Below are 21,967 nucleotides of genomic sequence, written 5' to 3'. Positions count from 1 at the left end.
CCAATGACCTTGATGGCCAGAGCTCGAGACCGCAACAAGGCCTTGGTGTTGTCGATGCCAGGCCCCCGAGGGCCCGCCGGTCTTCGGACCCCAGGCCGACGGACAGCGTTAGGCGAGACCAGTCGAGGAAAACCTACTTCCTATGGTTCGCCCTGCCGGCCGTAGTGCTGCTGTTGCTCATTAATCTTTACCCGCTGGGCTACGCCGGCATGCAGTCGATCCGCGACGGCGACCTGATCAGTCCAGGCATTTTCGTCGGGCTGGCGAACTATGTAAACGTGCTCTCGGACCCGGTGTTCTGGCAGGCCGCCTCCTTCACCCTCGTCTTTACGGTCGTGGGTGTGTTCGGAAGTTGGCTCGTCGGGCTTGGCTTCGCTTTGCTCCTGAACGGGAAGGTCCCCGGAGGTGCGGCATTCAAGACGCTGCTGTTGCTTCCATGGGTTGTCCCGATCGTCGTCTCCACCACATCGTGGAACTTCCTTGTGGCCACGCCGCAGAGCATCCTTCCCACTATCGCCAGCGCCTTGGGCTTTCCCAACACCTACTTCTTGGCTGACCCGGCTACTGCTCAAGTCCTGGTTTGCGTGTTCAAGGTCTGGGTTAGTTTTCCGTTCATGATGATGATGACCTCCTCGGCGCTGGCTTCAGTAGACGTCAATGTGTATGAAGCGGCGAAGATGGACGGGGCTACCAAATGGCAAACATTCCGCAGCATCACCCTTCCGCTCATTGCCCGTCCCACGTACGTGAGCTGGATCCTGATGACGATTTTCTGTGTGAACGACTTCCCCACAGTGTTCCTCCTCACCCAGGGCGGACCCTTGAACTCAACTACCACTCTCATCGTTCTGGCGTACCAAACCGTATTTCAGAATTTCCAGACAGGCCCCGGCATAGCCATCGCCTTCCTCATGACGGTGGTGCTCGTCATTGTGGCAACAGCACTATTTCGGCAGATCAAGAAGGTGGACTTCCAATGAGCTTGAAAATCACAGGAGCTCCCGGGCGCGTAAACGCAAAGCAACGTCCACAGGAAGCCGAGAACCGCAATCAATGGTGGCGCTTCGCCGCCTTGCTCATCGCCTCCGCGGTAGTACTTATCCCGATTGGTGCGGTCTTCGTCCTCGCCACGACGGACAGCTCAGGCTCGGGTTTCAGCTTCGAAAACTTCACGCGCGTATTCAGTGAAACGGGCGTCTCCACCTGGCTGACAAACAGCCTCGTGGTCACCGTAGGTACGGTCATCTTCTCCGTAACCGTCGCGGCGCCCGCAGCCTACGTGCTCTCGCGTGGGCGCAACCGGCTGGTATCGGCTTTTTCCTTGACACTGTTTGTGATCCAGTCTCTGCCCGTCATCACTGCTGTGATCCCGCTGTTCATCCTCTTTGCCGGCCTCAACCTCGTGGACAACCTTCTGGGCGTAGGAATCATCTATGTCGGTGCAACGATGTCGGTGGCGATCTGGATGCTGGCCGCGTACTTCGATTCCATACCAATTGCCCTCGAAGAAGCGGCGTGGGTCGATGGTGCCAGCGTATTCGGGAGCTTTACGCGCATCGTCCTTCGCAATTCCTTGCCAGGAATACTTTCAACTTCGATCTTTGCTTTCATCGTTGCTTGGAACGACTACCTTATCGCCGTCATCTTCCTCCGGGGCGCCTCCAACTACACGCTGCCCGTGGGACTGCAGACCTTCTTCCAGCAAAACTCGACAGAGTGGGGGCCAGTGATGGCGGTCGCTGTTGTCATGATGGCGCCTCCTATTCTGCTCTTCATCTTCCTGAACAAGTACTTCAGCGTCGGCGGAATCGGCGGGTCTTTGGCTGGCCGCTAGGCATTCTTGTAGGGCCCGCTCCAACGTACAGGGGGCACCTGGAGCGGCCTCTACAAATTCCTACTCCTAGGAGTCCTCACACCACGGAGTCCTGTTGCTGTTCCCGCTACTCCGTCGGATATTAAACAGGTCACGAAACCTGGTGGCTTGGTCCACTTCTTATGGGAGCGCTGCTCAGTGGTTGGCCAGGAAGGCCAGCACTCTTTTGGACCAGGAACCTTCTCCGACAGAGCGCAATTGCCGTTCCAGTTGGCGGAGCGCCAGCAGAACACAGTCCTCTACCGGGCATGGTGGCCGACGTCGTGGTGAACCTGTCTACTTTGGCATCGGAAATATCGGTATGCACTGACGAATCTGAACCACCCGGAAGTAGCAACCCGTACGCCACGAACTTGGCAGTGTCTGAAACCAACGCCATCCCATCTACAAGCTCCGTGCTTGTACTATATGAATAGTTTTTCATATAATTTAGCTTTGAGAGCGAGGTGCTCTTCTCGCGGTGGAAGCCGACCCGAGAAGCGGCCGCCTGATGTCACCGAAAACTGGAGTAACCATGACCAATTCAACAAGCACGGCCGCACTCGCACTTGACGGAGTACGGGAGGCACAGAGCCCTGCCGAAATGTACCGCCGCATGGTATTTATTCGGAAGTTCGAGGAGCAAGTGCTCGAACTTGGACGCGAAGGACACGTCGCAGGGTCTGTGCACTTGTGCCTTGGCCAGGAAGCGATCCCGGTCGGTGCGCTTTCGGCCCTTCAACCAGGCGACAAGGTTTTGGGAACCTACCGCGGGCACGGTTGGGCACTCGCCTGCGGCGCGGATCCTCTCGCGCTCATGGCTGAGATCGCCCAACGCGCTGATGGGACTAACGGCGGGCGGGCCGGATCTCCGATGCTCAGCGCTCCGGAGGTGAACTTCCTCGGTGAGAATTCCATCATTGGCGCCGGCCTTCCCCACGCCGCAGGCGTCGCGATGTCCGAGCTAGCCAGCGAAAGCGGCAATATCGTCCTTGTGTCTCTCGGAGACGGTGCAATGAATCAAGGTGCAACAACAGAGGCCATGGTGTTCGCAGCCGCTCGACGTCTACCGGTCATCTTCGTATGCGAAAACAACGGCTGGTCCGAGATGACTCCTATCTCGGCCACTACTCGGGGAGAGCACCTCGCCCGACGGGGCCAGGGATTGGGCATTGAGAGCCACGTTGTTGACGGCGGCGATCCCGTGGCAGTCGCCGCCGCAATTGGCGAGGCAGCCGCCGTGTGCCGTTCCGGTGATGGACCCGTCCTTCTTGAGTTCAAAACGACGCGTCTGTCCGGTCACTACAACAAGGACATTCAGCATTACCGCCCAGCTGAAGATATCGAAGCGGCCAGCGTCGCCGACCCGTTGCTGCGCTTCCGTGAACTTGAAGACCTGAGTGAGAACTTTGTTCGTCGGGTCGAGTCCGAAGTCAGTGAGGAAATCGGCGCTCTTGCGGATCGGGTGCGGCAGTTGCCGGCACCCACCACCGAGGGCGTTTTCGAGCACCTTTATGCTCAGGAGCTTTCACAGCCAACCGTACACGAGGAAGGTGAAATCAAGGAGATTCCCTTCTTCAGGGCGATCAACGAGGCGCTGAAGGACTCTCTTCGTCGGCGTGAGGAGGTTCTGGTCTACGGTGAAGATGTCGGTTATGCAGGCGGTATTTTCGGCGTCACACGCGGTCTGCAGAAGGAATTCGGCGAAGCCAGGGTTTTCGATACTCCAATTGCGGAGGCAGCCATCCTCGGGTCGGCAGTCGGAGCAGCAATAGGCGGAATGCGCCCTGTCGTTGAAATCATGTGGGCTGACTTCGTATTTGTCGCTTTGGACCAGATCATCAACCAAGCCTCCAACGTGCGGTACATCAACCGTTCCAAACTGCATGCCCCCCTTGTGATCAGAATGCAACAAGGTGTCACGCCGGGCTCCTGCGCCCAGCATTCGCAGAGTATTGAGGCTATCCTCGCCCACATCCCTGGTATTAAGGTTGGCATGCCCGCAACGCCGCAAGACGCATATGCGATGACGCTTGCGGCCATCGAAGATCCGGATCCAGTTGTACTGATCGAACACCGTTCGATGTACCAGGACTCAGGTCCGGTGCGGTTGGAGGGAGTCTCAGAAATCGTCGGCGGCGCAACAGAGCGCCGCACCGGCAAAGACGCGGCAATCATAACGTGGGGTTCGATGGTCTCCGAGTCCATTGCAGCTGCTGATCGGCTTGCAGCAGAGGGCCTTGATGTGGCTGTCCTTGACCTGCGGTGGCTGCGTCCCTTGGACGAGGCCGCTATTGCAAAAGTGGTTGCTGCAAGTGGCGGTCGGATCGTCATCGCCCACGAAGCGTTTACCAATGGCGGATTCGGCGCCGAAGTGTCCGCCCGAATCACAGAGCGCCATTTTGATCAGTTGGCTAATCCGGTAGTTCGAGTGGGCACTCCGGACATCAGGATGCCTTCGGCTCCAGCGCTCCAAGCCAGTGTACTTCCCTCGGCCGACCACATTGTGGATGGGGTCAGGCGCGTGGTCGGGCGATGAGCGAATCGTCCGAGTTCCTAGTCGAAATTGAGATCGATACGGGTGATCTCGAGACGGCTGTTGTCCAGGCTTTGCGGTCGGCAGAGGCCGAACGGGCCCGTGAACTCATCAATCTGGGCTGCATCGTGTCGTTATGGAGGGTGTCAGGGCGTTGGGCGAACGTGGGAGTATGGAAGGCGCCGAGCGAACCTGCCCTTCTGGAACTTATCAACAGCCTTCCCCTTCGGCCGTACATGTCCGTCCAAGTGAAGTCCTTGGAGTCCCACCCAAGCAGCCCGGGCGGCGGAACTCCGTCACCTCTGGACCGAGCGGATCAAGGTGGAAGTCTCCACGTCCTTTCACCTCTAGCTGAACTCAAACTCCGAGGCCGACCGCGGCCAGCGCGTGTTGCCCGACACCCCCAACATGAATTGGCCCCACTTCCTGGGCTGAATGTCCAAAGGCGACCCCTGCCCGAGGACGCCGGCACTCAAGAGAGGGATCGTCACGACTTCACCATTTGGGTCGATGCTGACGTGACGAGCTTCGCTAAGGGATCCGTTGAGTCTGCACAGGAATCAATCAGGGATTCCATATCTTCACTTACGTTATCGACTCTAGAGGAGTGGCCCGCACTCCTTGGTTGGACGGCACCTGGTGAGACAGGCCTACGCTTGGTCCGCGGTAAAGGCCAGCAATTCCAAATTGGGAGTATAGTCGCCGATCCGCTTTCAACGTCCGACACCACTGCGTCTGTTGTCAACATCACCGACTCAGGTTCGTTGGGGATCGGTGGGTATGTAGCCGGAGCGTGTGACGTGCCAATCCAGCTTGATGTGGGGCCGCTCCTGCGAACTCCTGTAGTCAAAAACCTGCCCACTGGTGGCGAAGGGATACAGATACGCACGCTGACCCGTTTGGTCCTCAGCGCCAGGGCTGCTTCGGCGTCGCCAATGATCGCCAGCGCTTTCCTGTCGTCACTCGCCGCCAAAGTCTCCCATCTGCCTGCTTCTGATTAGACTGCGCCGCTTGCCCCTATTCGGTGGGAGAGTGGCCCACTGAAATACACGACCGGACTGTGTCTAATGAATGCCTGCAAGTTGTGGAATCACGCCGCCGCAAGCGATCACGGCTAAGGAAACGGGCAGTTGACTGGAAGTACGCTGACCAGAGATCGCAGCGGCAATCTCTAATAACGGTCTGCGCCGGGGTAAGAGCGGTCTGGAGATCGTCATGATGTGCGAACTCCCCGCGAACGCGCTCCTCGCTGATGAGTTCCTGGAGTACTTTGACGGGTTCTCGAACGGTTCCAACGACCTCACCCAGCTCACCCTGGGCCTGGACCGTGACTCGGCACTGGTTGCCGAGGGCTTCGATGAGCGCAACCCTGCCGTGACCAAGCTGCTGGAAATGGCCATCACCGCATGCCGCGCAAGGGCCGCTACGTCGGCATCTGCGGCCAAGACCCCAGCAACCCCCGGACTTCGCCGCAGGGCTCCTGGCGCATGGGATCAGCTCCATCTCACTGAACCCGGACGCTGTGACGGAAACCTGGCTGCGCCTGCCTGGCACCGGCAGCCTTAGTGGTGTCTCTAACACTGCTGTGTCGCTGTGGGGACCGACGGCACTCCTGCCCCGTAGCGTTCTTACGATCCAGCACGTGCAGCCCGAGATCCTGGCTTATGAGCACTAACCTGTCCGGCAGATAGTCCCGGGTTTTCTAAGGTTACGGATCGTTCCATCAAAACTGACGACGCCCGGCGGTCAATTGACGTGGTCATGCCGCGGGAGAAAATGGGCAGCGTATCTGGTTTTAGGAATTTTCGAGGCCAGCGAAAGCGAATGGCCCAACCGCGCCGCTAGGCGGGGTTGGGCCGTTCGCAGCTGCGCGTCCGAACCGGTCCCGTGTGGATCGGTTAGTTGAACGTCCATCCTCCATCAACGAGGAGAGTTTGCCCAGTGATGAAAGAGGCCGCGTCGCTGGCAAGGAATAGGGCTGCGGATGCAATGTCGCTGACATCGCCGCGCCTTTTCACTGACTGTACTTCAATGACCTGCCGGTCGAAGGCTGCTTGGTCTTCATAAAGGCCGTATTCCGCTCTGGTCGGGAAGGCGCCAGGTGCCAGGATGTTGGCTGTAATGCCGTCCACTCCAACCTCTCGGGCGAGGGCCCTTGTGAGTCCTGTGACTGCTCCCTTGGTTGCAATGTAGGCTCCGAGTCCGTCTGGGTGGCCGAGGAAGAAGGTAACCGAGCCGAAATTGATGATGCGGCCGCGACCGCTGGCTCGAAGGTATGGCAACGCGGCCGTCACTGTCCGCAAGTAACCCACGACGTTGACGTCCAAGGCAGCGGTCAGCGTTTTTGAGTCGGTTTCTGCCAGAGGTGCGCTGGGGAAGGTTGCTGCATCGTTGACAAGGATGTCGATGCCACCTAGTTCCCGAGCGATGTCGTCAATCGCGGCACGCACAGCGTCGTCATCACGTGTGTCGACTGCGCGGGCCACCACTTTTCCGCGGGCTGCCATTTCAGGCATTCGAGCTTCGAGAGCCTCGCCGTCCAAGTCTAAGACCCCGACTTTAGCGCCAGCGCCCAGAAAGGCCGTAACAATAGCCAGCCCAAGTCCGTGAGCTCCGCCGGTGACCAGCGCGACGCGATCGCGAAGATCAAACCGTTGAACAGCGTCGTATGCAACGGGCTCAATGAAATCCGTCAAAACTTCTCCTAATCTTTGTTTGGTAGCCCCAAGTCGTGGCCGGGGTACAGGCCAATCTTGATTCCTTGTGTTGAAGGGCTTCGGCGACTCTACCGATACTGGAATCGAGAAGACCTGCCTTTTCCTTCCACTCCGTCGGTCCCGAGTTGCTAAACGAGATGTGGGTTACAGCGAATGATCCGCAGATGGTATCTCCTGGGCGAATTCCACGGGAGCGAAAGCATGACGTTTCGCTCCTTGGAAACCAGTTGTCACAGCGAAGAGAGATCCTGCCTGCGGGTCTAGGCTTTGATCGCGCTTATAGCGGGAGGTGGTCACAAACAGCTCGGCGCCACCGTCTCCACCGAAACAGCACGATGTCGGGCACTCTGCGGGAATTTTGATGACTGCATCAGGTTCACCGGAGGCGGTGAAGCGGATAACTGATCCGCCCCCGTACATGGCAACCCAAAATCCGCCCTCGGAGTCGCGGCACATGCCGTCGGGGATGCCAGGGAACTCTTCTGTAGAAAAAGCCTTTTCGGACGCTTCCCATCGACCGTCCTCAGAGATCTTGTACCAGCGAATGCTCCGCGTCGGCGAATCTATGAACCAACAGCCGCCGGCAGTGAAAGCCACACCATTGCTGATGGTCGTGCCGGCCAGGGAGGCTGTCACCGTTTGACCGTCATAGCGGTAAATGGCTCCTGTTCCAGTAGCCTCGTCTTCACGCATGGTTCCAATGTAGAGTTCTCCCTTTTCTGAACACCCTCCCTCATTGGCTCGTTCGTCACGGGAAAGGGGCAGGCTGGCACACTTGTCCCAGTTGTCCAGATCGCCTCGCCAGATGTGATGTCTTCCCGTGAGCAGCCACTCTTTCTCATCTCGGCAAAGGATCGCGGCTACGTCTTCAGGGCCCTGGTGACGCACAGTTTCGCCGGTCAAAGGATTTGTATCCAATAGGTCACCTGCGAGCATGTCGACCCAAAGCAGCCGTCCACGTTCTTCGTCCCAAACAGGTCCTTCGCCGTGGTCGGCGACAGGAGCGGTCACCTGGCGTACATGCCAACTCTTGACATCACGCATGGACGTCGCCTTCTTTCGGCCCGGGTGAGGTTGTGTTTCCTGCCCGCTTGTACGCTGGTGCGCCGGCACTTTCATGACTCCCTGCAAGCCAGGCATTGGTCATTGCTGAACTCCTCATATGATCTTGCGGAATGGTGCGAGTAACGCAGGCGATACTTGCACCGTATCGCCGGACTTGCGACCAGCGCTTCAGGTTTGTGGCCGCAATCCGGCGAAAGTGGGTTGCCCACGCCGACGTCCTGTACCGGCTGGAACATGGGACCTTCAAGAGTGCAGGCAAGCGCGTCAAACGATTAGCGCTCACGTGCTCAGGCAGTTTGCCCGGGGCTGGAACTGATACAGGTGAATGGCTCATTAGAACTCGTTGAACGCCTCGTGGCCCTTTCGCAGAGAGCCATCCGCGTTGATGAATTCGAGCCGTCCCGGCCACCCGACCGGTCCGTATTCGGAGGAGTGCAGATCGGCGGTCAGACTATGGTGAAGACCCACGCAGAGGAAGCCGAGACCTCGTTTGGTGAGCTCACCGAGTGTGTAACGCATGATTTCAACATGTTCAGCATCCTCGGTGGCTCCCCAGACAGTTTCGTTTGCCAGCAGATCCTTTCCGGTTCGCTGGGCGAGTTCAACTGCTTCGTCGAGGAAACCTTCGAAGCCTTCTCTTGTGCCGACACGAACTACTGGCCGCCCGGGCCGGGGTGTCGGGATGTAGTAGGGGTGGAACGTGAGGAAATCGACGAAAGGTTCTGTTGCTTCCATGTTGCTCAGGTTGGGGTTGCACCCGATAGTGAGTGGTTGGGTGGCGCCGGCGGCCCGGCACATGTCTGCACACCAGGAAAGCCATCGCAATTCGGCTTGGCGGAGGGGGCTTTCAGGGTCTGCAACGATCATGAGTGGCTCGTTGCAGATGTCCCAGGAGTGAATTCGGTCGTCTGTTGCGTAGGTGCCGACGACTGCGTTGATGAAGTCGCCAAAGAGCTGCTGGACACTGTACGGGTCCGGATCCGCCCATTCCGTGGACGTGAAGAAGTCAGGCTGACAGTTGCCCACTCCAGGAATGATGTGTTCGAGGGACACCCCGCCGAAATCACAGATCGGGTCCCTCCAACGGTTGAAGAGAGTTGGCTGGACCTGGATTCCATGCCGGTCGAAAGTCGCCACGCCAGCTTCGAAGTTGGCCAGGAACTTCTCTGGATCCCTCTTGTAGGCCTCATGGGACAGGAACCAACGTGCGACGTTCCACCCCGGGAAGTATTCTTTTCCGCGCGCGATCTCCACGGCCATAGCATCACGGTCGTGATGTTGCCAGAGATCGAGGCCGCTCGTTCCCCAAGAGCCGGCATAGTAGAAGCCGCGAACTTGGCCAACAGGGATTTTGAACATTTATTAGATCCTCTCAATCTGAGTGTTTTCAAGCTTGGATGCTGCACGCAGTTGACTGCGTCAGGTACCGCGAACAACGAGCGCTTGGGGGAGTGCCGACCAGTGCGCTGGTTTGGCAGACCACACGACAGTGGTCTGGGAGTCGTGAGCAGGGCTGGTGACGTCGACTCGTGGCGAGCCAGCAGTACCGTCCTCCGAGACTGGCCCCGTCTTGGAGACACCCGAGATACAGCAGTTCCCAGCCTTGCGGCCCACTCGCAGAATGCCCCCGGCGGGGTCAGGGCCTCTTCCTTGAAGCCACCAGGTACGGCATACGACATACTATGGAGCATCCCAGAGTGGGTGGAACGAAGCAACAGTTTCTTCGGATTTTTTTCATTTTATGAAAGGTTTTCCATATGATGATAGTTGTGCTACCAGCGACTACGACCATCGGACCGCGCTACTGGTGTGCCGCGAAGGGCCGTCTGGGCGTTGGGGTCGACTCATTTCCCCTGAGCCTAAGGTGGTTCCGTGGACCCTCCAGCTTCGTCCCCTGAGACCTGCCCAGCACGACTAACGCCACGAACGCGTGCCGGGACCGTGAGGGGGAGTGCCAGTGTCAGCCACGCCTTTTCCGTTGCACCAGGCTGTACAACCAATTCCTGTCCGCGCGACCGCGCTCCGGCAAGCCCGTCAAAGGGCCACGCTCGCTGAGGTTCGACGCCCAGACATTGAAGGCGGCCAAACCAGGGAAAACCAGGCTCCCCACGATTCTGCCAAACCCATATAGCAGGGTAGGCGTTAGCGTCCCAAGACATTGCAACGTGCGGCAACCCGGCACCCTGCTGGATAACTGCCCAGCCTTCAGCGTGTCCACTGCAGTACACAAGCCTCTGGCCCGCGTCCGAACCAAACTGGGACAGGTTTACTTCCAAGCCATCGGCGGTTGCCGCTGGCCAGGTGCCCTTCTGCGAATCGATCCTGTCGCTCATCGACTCTTCGACCACATAACTTGTCTCCGGCAAATGCAGCAAAGTTTCGGAATTGGCCGCAAAGGCCGGATGGTGCCCCCAAACCATGGGCACCGGCAGAATGCCCGTGTTTGTCACTGCACTCTCCAGCTGCAGCACTCCTCCATTCAACGTCATCCTGCGGGTTGCCCGAAGTGTTGGTCGGAGGTTCGTTTCGAGCACGCAATAGCTACCATCCACGTCGAGTATCCGCCAAGGAATAACCGAGCCTTCTCCGTGCATGGGCAGAGGCATTCCGTCCAGCTCGGATGCTACGCCTGCGTTAGGAAGGGTTTCCTGCCATCCGCCCCGGTACCCGGACAGCCAGTCCAGCGTGGGGTCGTAGTAGTTCGTCATGCCTCCTGCCGGAAGCGGGCTGCTCCAGTTTTCATACGCAAGGGCATTGACTTCCTCGCCCTGCCGGCGAAGTCCTACGATCTCACCCCCACGCTCAACGTTGATGGTGACTGATAATGCTTCGTCTGATATTTCAAGCATCTCGTTACGGGACTCCTTGATAATTTATGTCCGCAATAGCCAAAATTTCGGCGCGATCCTCGACCAAGAGATGCCCCATAGTGATCGCCGTGTGCGTGCTCGCGGTGAACCGCATAAGGTAGTCCGCCTTACCGCCTGGATATAGCGCCTCAAGTTCGACTGACGTCAAGAGCTCGCTTACACCAACGAGTGAGCCAATAAATCCGCCCGAGTTGCCCACGCCGGATAGCCGCGTTGTCGGTACGTCCGTCCACGGGGTGCGAACCCCGCCTTTGGCGATGCCAATGTCATCGGCGTCGAAGGTGAATTCCCCACCATCGTGGGTCAATTTAATCGGAAGCGTCGACACTGGAGCCTGGCCTGTACGCAACCACAAGTCAATGGCTCGCACGCCCGCCTGGAGCACATAATGGTGTGCTTCGCCAGAGTTGTAGGGTTTAGCTAAATCCACACCGATGGATGGCACAGTCGTCGAAGGCCGGAAGAGCCGAGCGAACTGTTCATATGGCACCTTGCCGTTATCAACAAGGGCTCCATTTAGAAGATACCCATCGACATGGGCCGTTCCGGGCACCTCCCATACGCGCAAGGTGGGTGTGTCCGACCGTCGGGCCCCTGCGTAGCCTGAGAGCGTTGAACCAACAAGGTCCGTCTCCGTCACGAGGCATAGCACCGGGACTCTAAGGTCCGCCCGAAAGGGCATGTACTTCGGCATGAACTTCAGTGCATCGCTTTGCTGATTCGCCGATAGTGACGCTCCCGGCCCCATGCGCGAGTGGACGAGAAACCCGTCGTAAGCACATGCCCGTGGATCTACGGCATTGACGTACGTCGTGAGATACACAGCCGACTGAGATTGTCCAACTCCAATCACTCGCTGTGCAACCAGATCGCCGAGCAGCTGATTACTCAGGTCGTCGGACTTCAGCGCCTCGGCGGCCTGCGAAAACATATCGAATGCGAAGCTGTCACCAGGATGCAACAGCTTGCCGTAACGCCCAGAATCGACTTTTGTCAGCGGCAAGGCCATGCCTGGTACCGACTCGTCACCGACGATCCCAGCCTTCTGCGCTGAAACCCCGACCCAAGCAGACCCACTCCGCAGGATCTCTCGATGGGCGCCCATCCAAGTAACAGGGGCGTCCGCCCCGGAGGTTACATTGAGCCATTCAACGAACACCGTGCCGTTGAAGGACTCAGAAGCACTAGGGCGTACCACCACATATCGCGTGACGTACTTGGCGCTGTCATTGGCGGCTGCCACAAGCTGGCCGTCCGCCCTGGCCGGCTTACACAAGGTGAACGACGTCGCCGCGCCTGAGACGATAAACTCGTCGACTTGATAGTCGCGCTTTTCGTAGTCAAATTCACCCAGCGGCAACACCGGATTGCCCGGCAGGGCGGTGATCAGCGGAGGCGTGGCGGTGCGTCGCTCCCAGGCAACTGCCGAGATCGGGTTCACCGAACCTGCTACCAACTCCGCCGATGAGTCCATCATTCCCTGCCTTGGAGCATCTAAACCATTCGGCGTCAAAGCCATCGTCAAATCACCGTCCACAACATTGTGCAAGTAGATTTCATACTATGAATGCGAGGGTAGCATGACGTGCAATATCAGCAGGCATTCAATAGAGCCAGGACGCGGATCGTCCACGTCGAATGGAGTCCTATTTGAACTATGCGCAAGACCTCGGGTGCGGACCCGAGGTTTGCACTCGTTCCGAGCACCAAACTAGGATGTAGCCTTTAACGAAGGCCGCAAGTGCACGCGGTGCCTTCAGTGGACGCGGTTGCCGTTAAGGACACCATCAACACTTGTCAGTTTTCGACCGCGAAGTCGCGCCTAACTCTCGACGCACGCGGCGGCGGTTATAAGGTCACAGGTACCCGCTCATTCAGGAAGTCCCGAATGAGCTGGTGAACCGCTTCTTCTTCCGGTGCATTGCCATACCCGGCGTGCGGTCGCGCATCGAAGATGTGCAGATCGGCGGCTACTTCCGCCTCCCGCAACGCTCTATGCATTCGGACGGTGTTGGAGAGGAAGAGATCGCGAGTACCCGCGATCAGCAACGTAGGGGGAAGGCCTTCAAGGTTACCGAACAGCGGCGAGATCAGGGGGTCGGACAAATCGCGCCCAGCTGCGTACAGCAGGTTGATCTTCATGAGACTCTGTAGTCCCGGGCTTGCGTGGGCGAGCGTGGCAAACGTGTCGCCCGACTCCGTAAGGTCGACTTCGGGAGTCAACAACAGTAGCCCCGCCGGCAGGGGAAGTCCCTCTTGTTTGAGACGAAGCATTAAGGCCGCCGCCAGGTTGCCACCCGCCGACTCGCCTCCTACCACGATTCGCTCGGGCTCTCGCTCTTCCAGCAAGGCACGGTACGTGGAGACCAGGTCGTCAAGAGCAACAGGGAATGGGTAGCGTGGCGGCATGCGATAGTCAGTGGCCCAATGAATCCAACCTGTATGTGAGGCCTTCACCTCCGACATTGCTCGCGTGATATCGCCGCCGCAGTAGACTAGGCCGCCGCCGTGTACCTCGAAAAGTACAGGACCTTTTTCATCCACCCCGTCGGGGGTGACTACGAATGCCTGCACACCGTTGATCTCGCGCCGAGCCGTCGTTACGTCGTGGTTCCCTCTGTGGAGGTTGTCGATGATGCTGGTTCGAATGACTGCGTTGAATTCGTCTATGTGCTGTTCCCACTCATTAATGCCGTTAAGTGATGAGACGGGTAGGGGCGCGCTCGATTGGGCTGCGTTGGTTGCTGCGACTTCGCTAAGGAATGCTGGCGCGGGTGGCGGGACGATGAGGATTGATTCCTGAGACATGGCACTCCTTCGTGCGGTGGGTAATATCGCATTATTTTATATGTTTACGTTCCGTAACGGAATATATAAAAGTTCGAATCGTGGATGCCTTGTTAGTCTGGCAAAGTGAAATCATCGGACTGGGCCCCCACATCGCCGAAGGGACGCGGTCGTCCCCGCGACCCCAAACTGCGGGAGGCGGTGCTGAAGACAGCGGCCCGCCAGCTCTACGACACGGGATTTGACCGGATCACACTTGAGGGACTGGCCGCCGAGGCAGGTGTTGGGAAGCCCACCATCTATCGATGGTGGCCGAACAAAGCTGCGGTGATTACCGACGCACTGCTTAGCGGATTCCTAGCCTCACCGCAGATCGAGCTAGACGAGCAAGCGAATGGCACGTGGGACGGTATTGAGCGTTGGCTGCGGATCCTGGCCGAACGCATCAGTGGGCCTTACGGCGAGTTGATGCGTGCAACCACCGCAATTATTGCGACGGACGCTGTGCTCGGCGAAGAAATCCTGGTGGCCTATTCTGAGCCGGCCAGACAAGTCCTACTGTCCTACCTGCGACGGGGCATTGCTAAAGGAGACGTGCAACCGGGTGCGGCACTCGAACCGATAGTTGACATTGCCTGGGCGATGATTGTGTTCATCGGCACAACCCGCGCCAACCCGGAACGCATTCCAGCCATAGTGGAGATACTTCGCAGAGCTGCGGGGACGGATGAATGTACCTAAGGACCAAGCCTTACAGCCGGCCTCAAGACCCAAAGCAAGCAATGAACGGCGAGGTGCCTCCGGAATCGCAGATCTGTCCACTCCTGATCTGCGTCCGTCGTCTTGCACACAGCACCGCTCCAACTGGTCGCCAGTTGCGCAAGCTGAAGTCGCCCAGATTTGGGTCCTCGGGCGTCTGAGCCAAGAGACTTCCGGTGACTTGCGCTTATTTATCACCATCGTGGAGGGCTCACAACGCACTGATCGCAGTGCCAACTCGGATCCGCGACCCTGATGGACAAGAGGAAGACTAGTTCATCCGCAGCGCGAACTGAGCTGATGCCTAGGGAATCAGTCCCTTGGAGCGTGCGGTAACCACGGCCTCCAGCCGCGTGCGACCGCCAACCTTGGCCATCGCTGATTTCATATAGCCTTTCACCGTGTACACGGTTAGGCCAAGCGTGTCAGCGATGGCGCGGTTCGATAGACCCGCGCCAGCGAGACCCAGAACGTCCTTTTCTCTAGTTGTAAGCGAATAAAGGGGCGCCACAACAAATCCGTGTGCCGACTCTTCGGCAGTGAGCATCCGCTCCGCGACGCGTGTCAGTGTCTCGCGAGTCTCCGGTTCTGAAGTCCGACCCGCAACAGTTCGGATCGTGCGACAGGCATCACGAAGTTGCTCACGGAGACGCGTCGATTCCAGCGCCCCGTCAGTCACTGCGGGCGCGGCGAACTCTCGGACCACGATCGCCTGCTCCAACGCACGAGCCTCAAGCTCCACGGCGCGCTCAATCCGGCCACCGATTACCTCACTGTTTCGAAAAGCCCCGTAAATAATCGCGACCACCTGCCGCTGCACGATCACCGGTACGGCAACGAGTGACTTTAGACCTTCAGCCCGGATGATCGCGTCGTATCTGTGGGTGATGACCTGCGCGTCAAAGTAGTCGTTGAGGGTGATTCCTCGTTGAAGCGCGGCGGCTTTGCCTCCGAGTCCCTCTCCTGCGGCAAGTTCGGTACCCGGCAACGCGCCGACAGTTGGACCGGCGAAGGATGAGAGGATGACCGCCCCCCGCTCATTGACAGGGCCACCGAAAGCCAACGACACCCCGGCCTCGGATCGGATCTGCTCGAGGGCACGTTTCATCGGTTGATGGAGTGCGTGCGCTGCTAATCGAAAATCGCCAGACTGAGTGGGCGTCATGAATGTACTTCCTTGTACGTGACGTCGGAGGCGCGTCTTCGGACCTCCGACTGGACCTAGGCGGTGTGGATACAGTATCTAGGCATGTCAATGGACGTCTAGGAAAACAGCCCTTTACTCATCAGTTCTGTGTGCCGGCAACGAGGGTGGCGCTGGGCTGATGGGTTGAAAACGCCGAGCGTTGTGGAAGCTAGGTGAAGGCCTAGCGTCGCACGCTCTCACTCCTTCGAATTGCATCGGAAATCATCGTGGAACATCTCTAGTTCCAGACCCCTCATTGGCGGGTATCCTCCCCGGCCTGGTCAGGGCAGGATTCTGGAGAGTCAAGCCCTTGATGGTGGCAGCCTGTCTCCCGATCGGCTGCTTTCAAACGGCAGACCGAGACGCCAACTCAAAGGAGAGATCGCAATGGAAACAGAACGAGTCGCGAGCACGTATACGCTCGCCGTCTCTAATGCGGATGCCGCCCTCGTGGCGGATGCGCCGTGGACGCGAGTGCCATCAATCGTCGCCGACATCGAGAAACTCCAAGAGGACTTCACCAATTCGTCGTTGAACGTGGCGGCTGTGCTCTGCGACGAACATCCGGCTGAGTGTGTTGCGTTCACCCTCGTCGATGGCAACACGGAAGCGGTCCCGCTTACTTTCGGAGAGCTTGCATACGCTTCGAGGCGCCTCGCAGCGTCCCTCAGCGCCCGTGGAATCGGCGCAGGGGATCGCGTCGCGGTGCTGCTTAGCAAACGGTTGGAACTGCCTGTGGCAATGCTGGCGATCTGGCGACTCGGGGCGGTCTACGTCCCGCTGTTCACTGCCTTCGCTGGCCCCGCTGTGGAGATGCGGGTCCGGGATGCGAGGGCGAAGTTGATTATCACCGAACCGGCCCAGCGCGCGAAGACGGAAGGACTCGACATCGACGTCCTGGAAGCCGGGGAGGAATTCGACTCCCTAGTTATCGGCCCCTCAGTTTTCGAGCCCGCTGTCTCGGTCGGCGGTGACGGCCCGATCATTCAGCTCTACACATCGGGTACGACCGGCATACCGAAAGCCGTCGTCGTTCCGGCGCGGGCCATCGGCGCCTTCATCTCCTACATGCGCTATGGCCTCGATGTCCGTGACGACGACGTGCTGTGGAACGCCGCGGATCCTGGCTGGGCATATGGGCTTTTCTTCGGTGTCGTTGGACCGCTTGCGATCGGTCGACCGAATGTCCTGCTGAGAGCGGGATTCTCCGCTGAACTCACCGAGCGAGTAATAAGGCGCATCGGCGTGACCAACTTCGCTGCCGCGCCAACCGTCTACCGGAGCCTGAAAGCCAACGGTGTGCGTCTTGATTTACCGCTTCGCAGGGCCTCCTCAGCCGGTGAGCCACTTACCCCTGACATCAGCTCCTGGGCACCAGAAGCGCTGGGATGCGAGGTCCGTGACCACTTCGGGCAGACCGAACAGGGCATGGTGATCTGCAACTCGTGGCATCCGCTCTTGCAGACCGAAGTGCGGCCCGGCTCGATGGGGCAGGGACTGCCCGGCTATGTCGCCGGAACCGTCGGACCTCGAATCGCGCTATCGGTCGACCGCAGCCCGCTGATGTGGTTCACCGGCTATCTCAACGCCCCAGAGAAGAACAGGGAACGCTTTACCGGAGACGGTGCCTGGTACTTCACCGGCGACATCGGTCGCCAGGAGGACGGGCGTTTCTATTTCGCATCCCGAGACGACGACGTCATCCTCGCGGCCGGCTATAGGATCGGACCGTTCGACATCGAGAGCATTCTCACCCAGCACCCTGACGTTGTCGAGGCGGTTGTTGTAGGCCGTCCCGACACGATCCGTGGTGAAATCGTTGAGGCGTTTGTCGTTCTCCGGGCCGGCAGACAGGGCACGAACCAGCTGGCTACGGCGTTGCAACAACTCGTCCGAGAGCAGTATGGTGCGCACGCATACCCCCGCCGGGTGCACTTCATTGAAAACCTTCCCAAGACCCCGAGCGGCAAAGTCCAGCGTTTCATCTTACGCTCGCCCGAGTTCGATCTCGGGACCTCGTCAATTTCAACGGTTGGAGGCGGCGGCCGATGAGCGTTCCCGTCGTCGTCGACATCGTCCGAACGGTTTCAGGAAAGGGTAAGACTGGAGGAGCTCTCTCTACCTTCCACCCGGTCGAGCTGCTGGTAGAGACAATAGCTGCGCTCGTGTCCCGCAACGGTTTCGACCCTGTGCTGGTCGAGGATGTCCTGATGTAGCGCGCAATGCGGCCCTCGCGGCCGGACTCCGGTCACGACCCCCGGTGCGACAATCGACAGGCAGCGCGGCTCCAGCCTCCAGGCTGTGAGCTTCGCCGCAGCGGGTGTGGCGGCGGGTCTTTACGACGTCGTAATCGCCGGCGGCGTTGAGATGATGAGCAAGGTTCCGATTAACCAAGCCGTTCTCGGTCGCGATCCCTTTGGGCAGACGATTGCTGAACGGTTCCCCGCCGGCCTCGTCGGCCAACGCATCTCAGCAGAGATCGTCGCACAGCGATGGGACCTCGATCAAAACACCGGCCACACAATGCGTGTTGGCACGCGCCGGCCTAGAGATAAAGGACATGTCCTCATACCAGGTGTTCGCCCGGTCCCAATCGCGTGGACGCGAGAGACAAACGCTTACCCTCACTGCTCAACCAGCGAGGAGGGGCAATCGCCCCTTGGTTCATCTGGAACCCGACTTCTGGCCACCCTGCTCAGCCAACTCGAAGAATCCGGCGGCCGATACGGACTCGAGACGATCTGTGAAGGCCAAGGGATGGCAAACGCACTCATCATCGAAAGGCTATGAAATTATGAACATAGAAGGAAAGGTCGCTCTGGTCACTGGCGGGGCCTCCGGGCTTGGACTGGCGACCGCAACACAGTTTGTGGCAGCGGGCGCGAAAGTGGTGCTCGTCGATCTTTCACAGTCTGACGGGCTCCAAGCTGCCGCCATTCTTGGTGGAGGAGCACGATTCGCACCAGCCGACGTCACCAGCGAGGGCGATATTCGCGCCGCCATCGACGTCGCCCAGTCGTTCGGAGACCTCCGTATAGTCGTGAACTGTGCCGGAGTCGTGATCGGCAAGAAGCTCATTGGCCGAAGCGGCCCGATCCCACTGCAGGACTTCGAACGGGTCGTTGGAATCAACCTCCTCGGCACTGTCAACGTGATGCGGCTGGCTGCCGAGGCGATACATTGCAAGCCTATCGACAGCGAGGAACGGGGCGTCATAGTGAACACCGCTTCGGTGGCAGCCTTCGACGGACAGATCGGCCAAACCGCCTACGCCTCCTCGAAGGCCGCGGTTGCCGGGCTCACCCTGCCTGCGGCAAGAGAACTCGCAGAGTCTCGCATCCGAGTCGTGGCAATCGCTCCAGGCTTCTTCGAAACTCCGATGACGACGGCTATGAGTGAGGACGTCCGGTCCTCACTCGGCGCTCAGGTGCCGCACCCTAGTCGGTTGGGGAGGCCCGCGGAATTCGCAGCGCTTGTCCAGCACATCGTTGAGAATCCGATGCTCAACGGTGAGGTCATTCGTCTCGATGGTGCGATCAGAATGGCACCACGGTGATTGCTGACGACAAATCTCTCGTCCTGACCAAACAGGGGGCTACGTCCAAGTCATCACACTGAACTGTCCGGATGCGCTCAACGCCATCGACGATGATTTGGCAACGGCATAGCCGAAGCGGTTGCCCACGCTGAGCAACATCTTGGAACACGGGTGATCATCCTCACCGGCGCGGGCTGCGCATTCTGCGCGGGGAAAAGCTGCTCACCGGCACAGCTTTTCTCCGCTCAGGAGGCAAAGGCCTGGGGGACTGATCAATGAAGTCAGCGAACCCGGGGCTTCGCTGTAAGATGCCATCCTGATCGGTACGCAGATCGCCCAAAATGCTCCACTCGGCGTGTGCACCACGAAACGGCTCGCGCACCAACAGTGCACGACGACAGCTGGGGCCAGCACGCTTGGGAACGTATCCGCGCAGCGGGGCGGCAAGTGTTTTGAGCAAGGAGGCCGCCGAAGGTGCTGCCGCATTCGCCGAAAAGCGACCCCTTGACTGGGTGGTGAATTATCCGCGTCCCCGAGAATACTAGTGCGGAAGCTCTCCCCGGGAAGCTGACGCGATATTCAAGTCGTCCCCCTCCATCTCTATATCGACAACTTCTCATCATCACCGGTGGCGACAGCTACCACAGTGGCGTGGGCGGACGCGATGGAAGAACTCGAGGACCTCAAGCTGGCGACTTTGGGCTAGGTACGCTGGCACTATACAAACGTCTCCACGGCAACGTGCACGACATTCCACCGCCGACTTCGTGAACTGAAACCACGCAGCTGCTCGGAACGAAGAGTGCGTTTACCCTGCTCGACGGGATGAGCACAGGCAGTCACCCGCCCCCTCTCAGGAGGGTATGGGCAGCCATTCGACCTTGGTACCGTGGCTCGTGCCAGCACCGCTGACACAGGCGAACGCAGAAGTCGGTGCCGGTCGGCAACTACGCAAAGGAGCGAGATGGCATTTGAACGGATAGTGGCAAATCGGTGGGTTCCCGACGAGGAGTTGGCTTACCACCTCCAGGATGAGAGCCGATGCAGCGTGGATTTCCTGACGTCCGCTCTGTCGCATCTCTCTGGTGTGACGGTCGAGTCGGTAGCAATCCGGCGAGACAGCTATCTGGATGTCCCAGCTGACCCAGTCTTTGGCATGCCGCCGCATCGTGTGGAGGATCTCCCTCACTTTTGTGACGTGGTACTTCACCAGCACGGGGACGGGGGACAGGTCGCCGAGGTGCGGGTGTGGGTTCCACTCGCCTGGAACGGTCGATTCATGGGTACCGGTGGAGGCGGCAATCGTCTCACCGTGGGAGTACTAGGCTTTCCGTCCTTTCGATCATCAACCATCGCCACAGCGATGCGTAACGGATTCGCCACTGCAAGTACCGACGGAGGCTACGGGGCGGATCCGCGGTTCTGCGATTGGCAGCTAGACCCCACCACGCGCGAACTAGACGCCGAGCTTATAGAGAATTGGGCGCACCGCAGCACCCACCAGATGACACTCATCGGGAAGGCCGTAACCGCTGCCCTCTACGGGCAGGAGCCTCGATTCTCCTATTTTCAGGGCTGTTCGGGAGGCGGGCGCCAGGCACTGGCGGAGGCGATGTATCACCCGCAGGACTATGACGGAATCTGGTCTGATGCTCCCGCGATCAACTGGACACGCTTCATCCCCTCCATGGGCTGGGCAGCGGTCGTTATGAACGAGCTCGGCTCTCTCGCGCCCTCGAAGCTTGAGGCATTCCGGCGTGCAGCGATCGCAGATTTCAATGAACAAGAAGGCGGCTCCCGCACATACATCACGCACGAGGAAGCACACGAGTTCGAGGCTTCGCGGGTCGTCGGCACCATGACCGAATCAGGCGTGATCACATCGCGAGACGCGAAAGTGATGCAGCTTATCTGGGAGGGGCCGCACAGCCCGAGCGGTGAGAGGCTCTGGTATGGATTGCGTCCCGGCGCCGAGAGCTGGGGCCACAACGGGGCCGGAATGGGCGCGTGCCTAACCGCGTACGACGAGGAGGGCCGTTTGCGCCCCATCATCAGTCCTGTCGCCCTTTCCTGGTTTCAGACATGGATCCTGCAGGACCCTGAATGGGACTGGACCGTTCTGGACCGCGCCGATTTCGCACGACTATTTGAGATCGGAAAGGAGAAGTTCGGACATATCTCGATGGACAACCCCGACCTCCAACCGTTTTCGACTGAAGGCGGAAAGATCCTCTTCACCCAGGGCCTCGACGACGAACTCGTCTTCCCCGAGGGGATCCAGCACTACTACAACCGAGTCACAGCAAGCAACGGCGGCCGCGAGGAGACCAGGCAGTTCGCACGGCTTTTCTTGTTCCCTGGAGACGGACACGGTGCTGCTGCCTACCACGGTGTCGGACCGGACCTCGCAACGGGCATGGCGGCCTTGATGAACTGGGTCGAGCATGCAATCGGCCCAGAATCCCTCGTTGCGCGACGATTTGCCGGCAACGGAGAGTTAATGGAGACCTTCACCGTGCGTGAGTACGACCCAACGGGTCGAAAAGTCCCTGGCCACGTTCAAGTTGATATCGCCAGCCAGTGACGCCGAGAGCGATTCGGCTCTTGGGGACAATGACACAGGGGAACTCGCGCTGAGTAAAGAAGCCCCCGATTAC

The 21,967-nt window shown here is 59.1% G+C and carries 17 protein-coding genes and 1 pseudogene; 11 read left to right on the top strand and 7 right to left on the bottom strand.

The window, feature by feature from the left end; genetic code table 11:
- Window positions 1-152: 152 nt before the first annotated feature.
- From ACFVSI_RS19035 to ACFVSI_RS19015, 5 genes and pseudogenes are all read left to right on the top strand, one after another.
- Window positions 153-980: a carbohydrate ABC transporter permease gene (locus tag ACFVSI_RS19035; RefSeq protein ID WP_387827179.1), complete on the top strand. Its 828-nt coding sequence runs from the start codon at window positions 153-155 to the stop codon at window positions 978-980.
- Window positions 977-1,834: a carbohydrate ABC transporter permease gene (locus tag ACFVSI_RS19030; protein ID WP_387827116.1), complete on the top strand. Its 858-nt coding sequence runs from the start codon at window positions 977-979 to the stop codon at window positions 1,832-1,834. The genes ACFVSI_RS19035 and ACFVSI_RS19030 overlap by 4 nt, the downstream gene beginning before the upstream one ends.
- Window positions 1,835-2,387: 553 nt before the next feature.
- Window positions 2,388-4,391, top strand: coding sequence for a thiamine pyrophosphate-dependent enzyme (locus tag ACFVSI_RS19025; protein WP_387827113.1), 2,004 nt, complete (start codon window positions 2,388-2,390; stop codon window positions 4,389-4,391).
- Window positions 4,388-5,389 carry a muconolactone Delta-isomerase family protein gene (locus tag ACFVSI_RS19020; protein ID WP_387827111.1) on the top strand — a complete coding sequence of 334 codons (1,002 nt, stop codon included), beginning with the start codon at window positions 4,388-4,390 and terminating at the stop codon, window positions 5,387-5,389. Before ACFVSI_RS19025 ends, ACFVSI_RS19020 begins: the two co-directional genes overlap by 4 nt.
- A gap of 166 nt (window positions 5,390-5,555) precedes the next feature.
- A pseudogene (locus tag ACFVSI_RS19015) lies at window positions 5,556-6,063 on the top strand (putative PEP-binding protein); the annotation flags it as partial.
- Window positions 6,064-6,286: 223 nt separating this feature from the next.
- Here ACFVSI_RS19015 and ACFVSI_RS19010 read toward each other — a convergent pair.
- The 6 genes from ACFVSI_RS19010 to ACFVSI_RS18985 form a co-directional block, all read right to left on the bottom strand.
- Complete coding sequence (locus tag ACFVSI_RS19010; RefSeq protein ID WP_387827108.1) at window positions 6,287-7,084, bottom strand: SDR family NAD(P)-dependent oxidoreductase; 798 nt, start codon at window positions 7,082-7,084, stop codon at window positions 6,287-6,289.
- A 165-nt stretch (window positions 7,085-7,249) separates the two neighbouring features.
- Window positions 7,250-8,149 carry an SMP-30/gluconolactonase/LRE family protein gene (locus ACFVSI_RS19005; RefSeq protein ID WP_387827105.1) on the bottom strand — a complete coding sequence of 300 codons (900 nt, stop codon included), beginning with the start codon at window positions 8,147-8,149 and terminating at the stop codon, window positions 7,250-7,252.
- A gap of 354 nt (window positions 8,150-8,503) precedes the next feature.
- Entirely contained in the window at window positions 8,504-9,529 is a 1,026-nt protein-coding gene (locus ACFVSI_RS19000) for a hypothetical protein (protein WP_387827102.1), read from the bottom strand.
- A gap of 500 nt (window positions 9,530-10,029) precedes the next feature.
- The gene (locus tag ACFVSI_RS18995) at window positions 10,030-11,019 is read right to left on the bottom strand and encodes a hypothetical protein (protein WP_387827099.1); all 990 of its coding nucleotides are present in this window, start codon (window positions 11,017-11,019) and stop codon (window positions 10,030-10,032) included.
- A gap of 4 nt (window positions 11,020-11,023) precedes the next feature.
- Window positions 11,024-12,589, bottom strand: coding sequence for an alpha/beta hydrolase domain-containing protein (locus tag ACFVSI_RS18990; protein ID WP_387827097.1), 1,566 nt, complete (start codon window positions 12,587-12,589; stop codon window positions 11,024-11,026).
- A gap of 299 nt (window positions 12,590-12,888) precedes the next feature.
- On the bottom strand, window positions 12,889-13,848 hold the full coding sequence (locus ACFVSI_RS18985) for an alpha/beta hydrolase (RefSeq protein ID WP_387827094.1): 960 nt from the start codon (window positions 13,846-13,848) through the stop codon (window positions 12,889-12,891).
- 105 nt (window positions 13,849-13,953) lie between these two features.
- Here ACFVSI_RS18985 and ACFVSI_RS18980 point away from each other — a divergent pair, with 105 nt between their 5' ends.
- Window positions 13,954-14,568: a TetR/AcrR family transcriptional regulator gene (locus tag ACFVSI_RS18980; RefSeq protein WP_387827092.1), complete on the top strand. Its 615-nt coding sequence runs from the start codon at window positions 13,954-13,956 to the stop codon at window positions 14,566-14,568.
- Between the two features lie 322 nt (window positions 14,569-14,890).
- On the opposite strand, the gene ACFVSI_RS18975 is transcribed toward ACFVSI_RS18980, so the two are convergent.
- The gene (locus tag ACFVSI_RS18975) at window positions 14,891-15,751 is read right to left on the bottom strand and encodes a LuxR C-terminal-related transcriptional regulator (RefSeq protein WP_387827089.1); all 861 of its coding nucleotides are present in this window, start codon (window positions 15,749-15,751) and stop codon (window positions 14,891-14,893) included.
- Window positions 15,752-16,159: 408 nt separating this feature from the next.
- Here ACFVSI_RS18975 and ACFVSI_RS18970 point away from each other — a divergent pair, with 408 nt between their 5' ends.
- The 5 genes from ACFVSI_RS18970 (at window position 16,160) to ACFVSI_RS18950 (ending at window position 21,894) form a co-directional block, all read left to right on the top strand.
- Entirely contained in the window at window positions 16,160-17,824 is a 1,665-nt protein-coding gene (locus ACFVSI_RS18970) for an AMP-binding protein (protein ID WP_387827086.1), read from the top strand.
- Window positions 17,821-17,988 carry a hypothetical protein gene (locus tag ACFVSI_RS18965; RefSeq protein ID WP_387827083.1) on the top strand — a complete coding sequence of 56 codons (168 nt, stop codon included), beginning with the start codon at window positions 17,821-17,823 and terminating at the stop codon, window positions 17,986-17,988. The genes ACFVSI_RS18970 and ACFVSI_RS18965 overlap by 4 nt, the downstream gene beginning before the upstream one ends.
- 85 nt (window positions 17,989-18,073) lie before the next feature.
- On the top strand, window positions 18,074-18,562 hold the full coding sequence (locus ACFVSI_RS18960; RefSeq protein WP_387827080.1) for a hypothetical protein: 489 nt from the start codon (window positions 18,074-18,076) through the stop codon (window positions 18,560-18,562).
- 4 nt (window positions 18,563-18,566) lie between these two features.
- Window positions 18,567-19,328, top strand: a complete 762-nt coding sequence (locus ACFVSI_RS18955) for an SDR family NAD(P)-dependent oxidoreductase (protein WP_387827078.1) — start codon at window positions 18,567-18,569, stop codon at window positions 19,326-19,328.
- A gap of 946 nt (window positions 19,329-20,274) precedes the next feature.
- Window positions 20,275-21,894: a tannase/feruloyl esterase family alpha/beta hydrolase gene (locus ACFVSI_RS18950; protein WP_387827076.1), complete on the top strand. Its 1,620-nt coding sequence runs from the start codon at window positions 20,275-20,277 to the stop codon at window positions 21,892-21,894.
- The last annotated feature ends 73 nt before the right edge of the window (window positions 21,895-21,967 follow it).

Source organism: Paenarthrobacter sp. NPDC057981 (assembly GCF_042886835.1).
Classification (GTDB): Bacteria; Actinomycetota; Actinomycetes; order Actinomycetales; family Micrococcaceae; genus Arthrobacter.
This window is presented reverse-complemented; position numbering and strand designations above follow the sequence as displayed.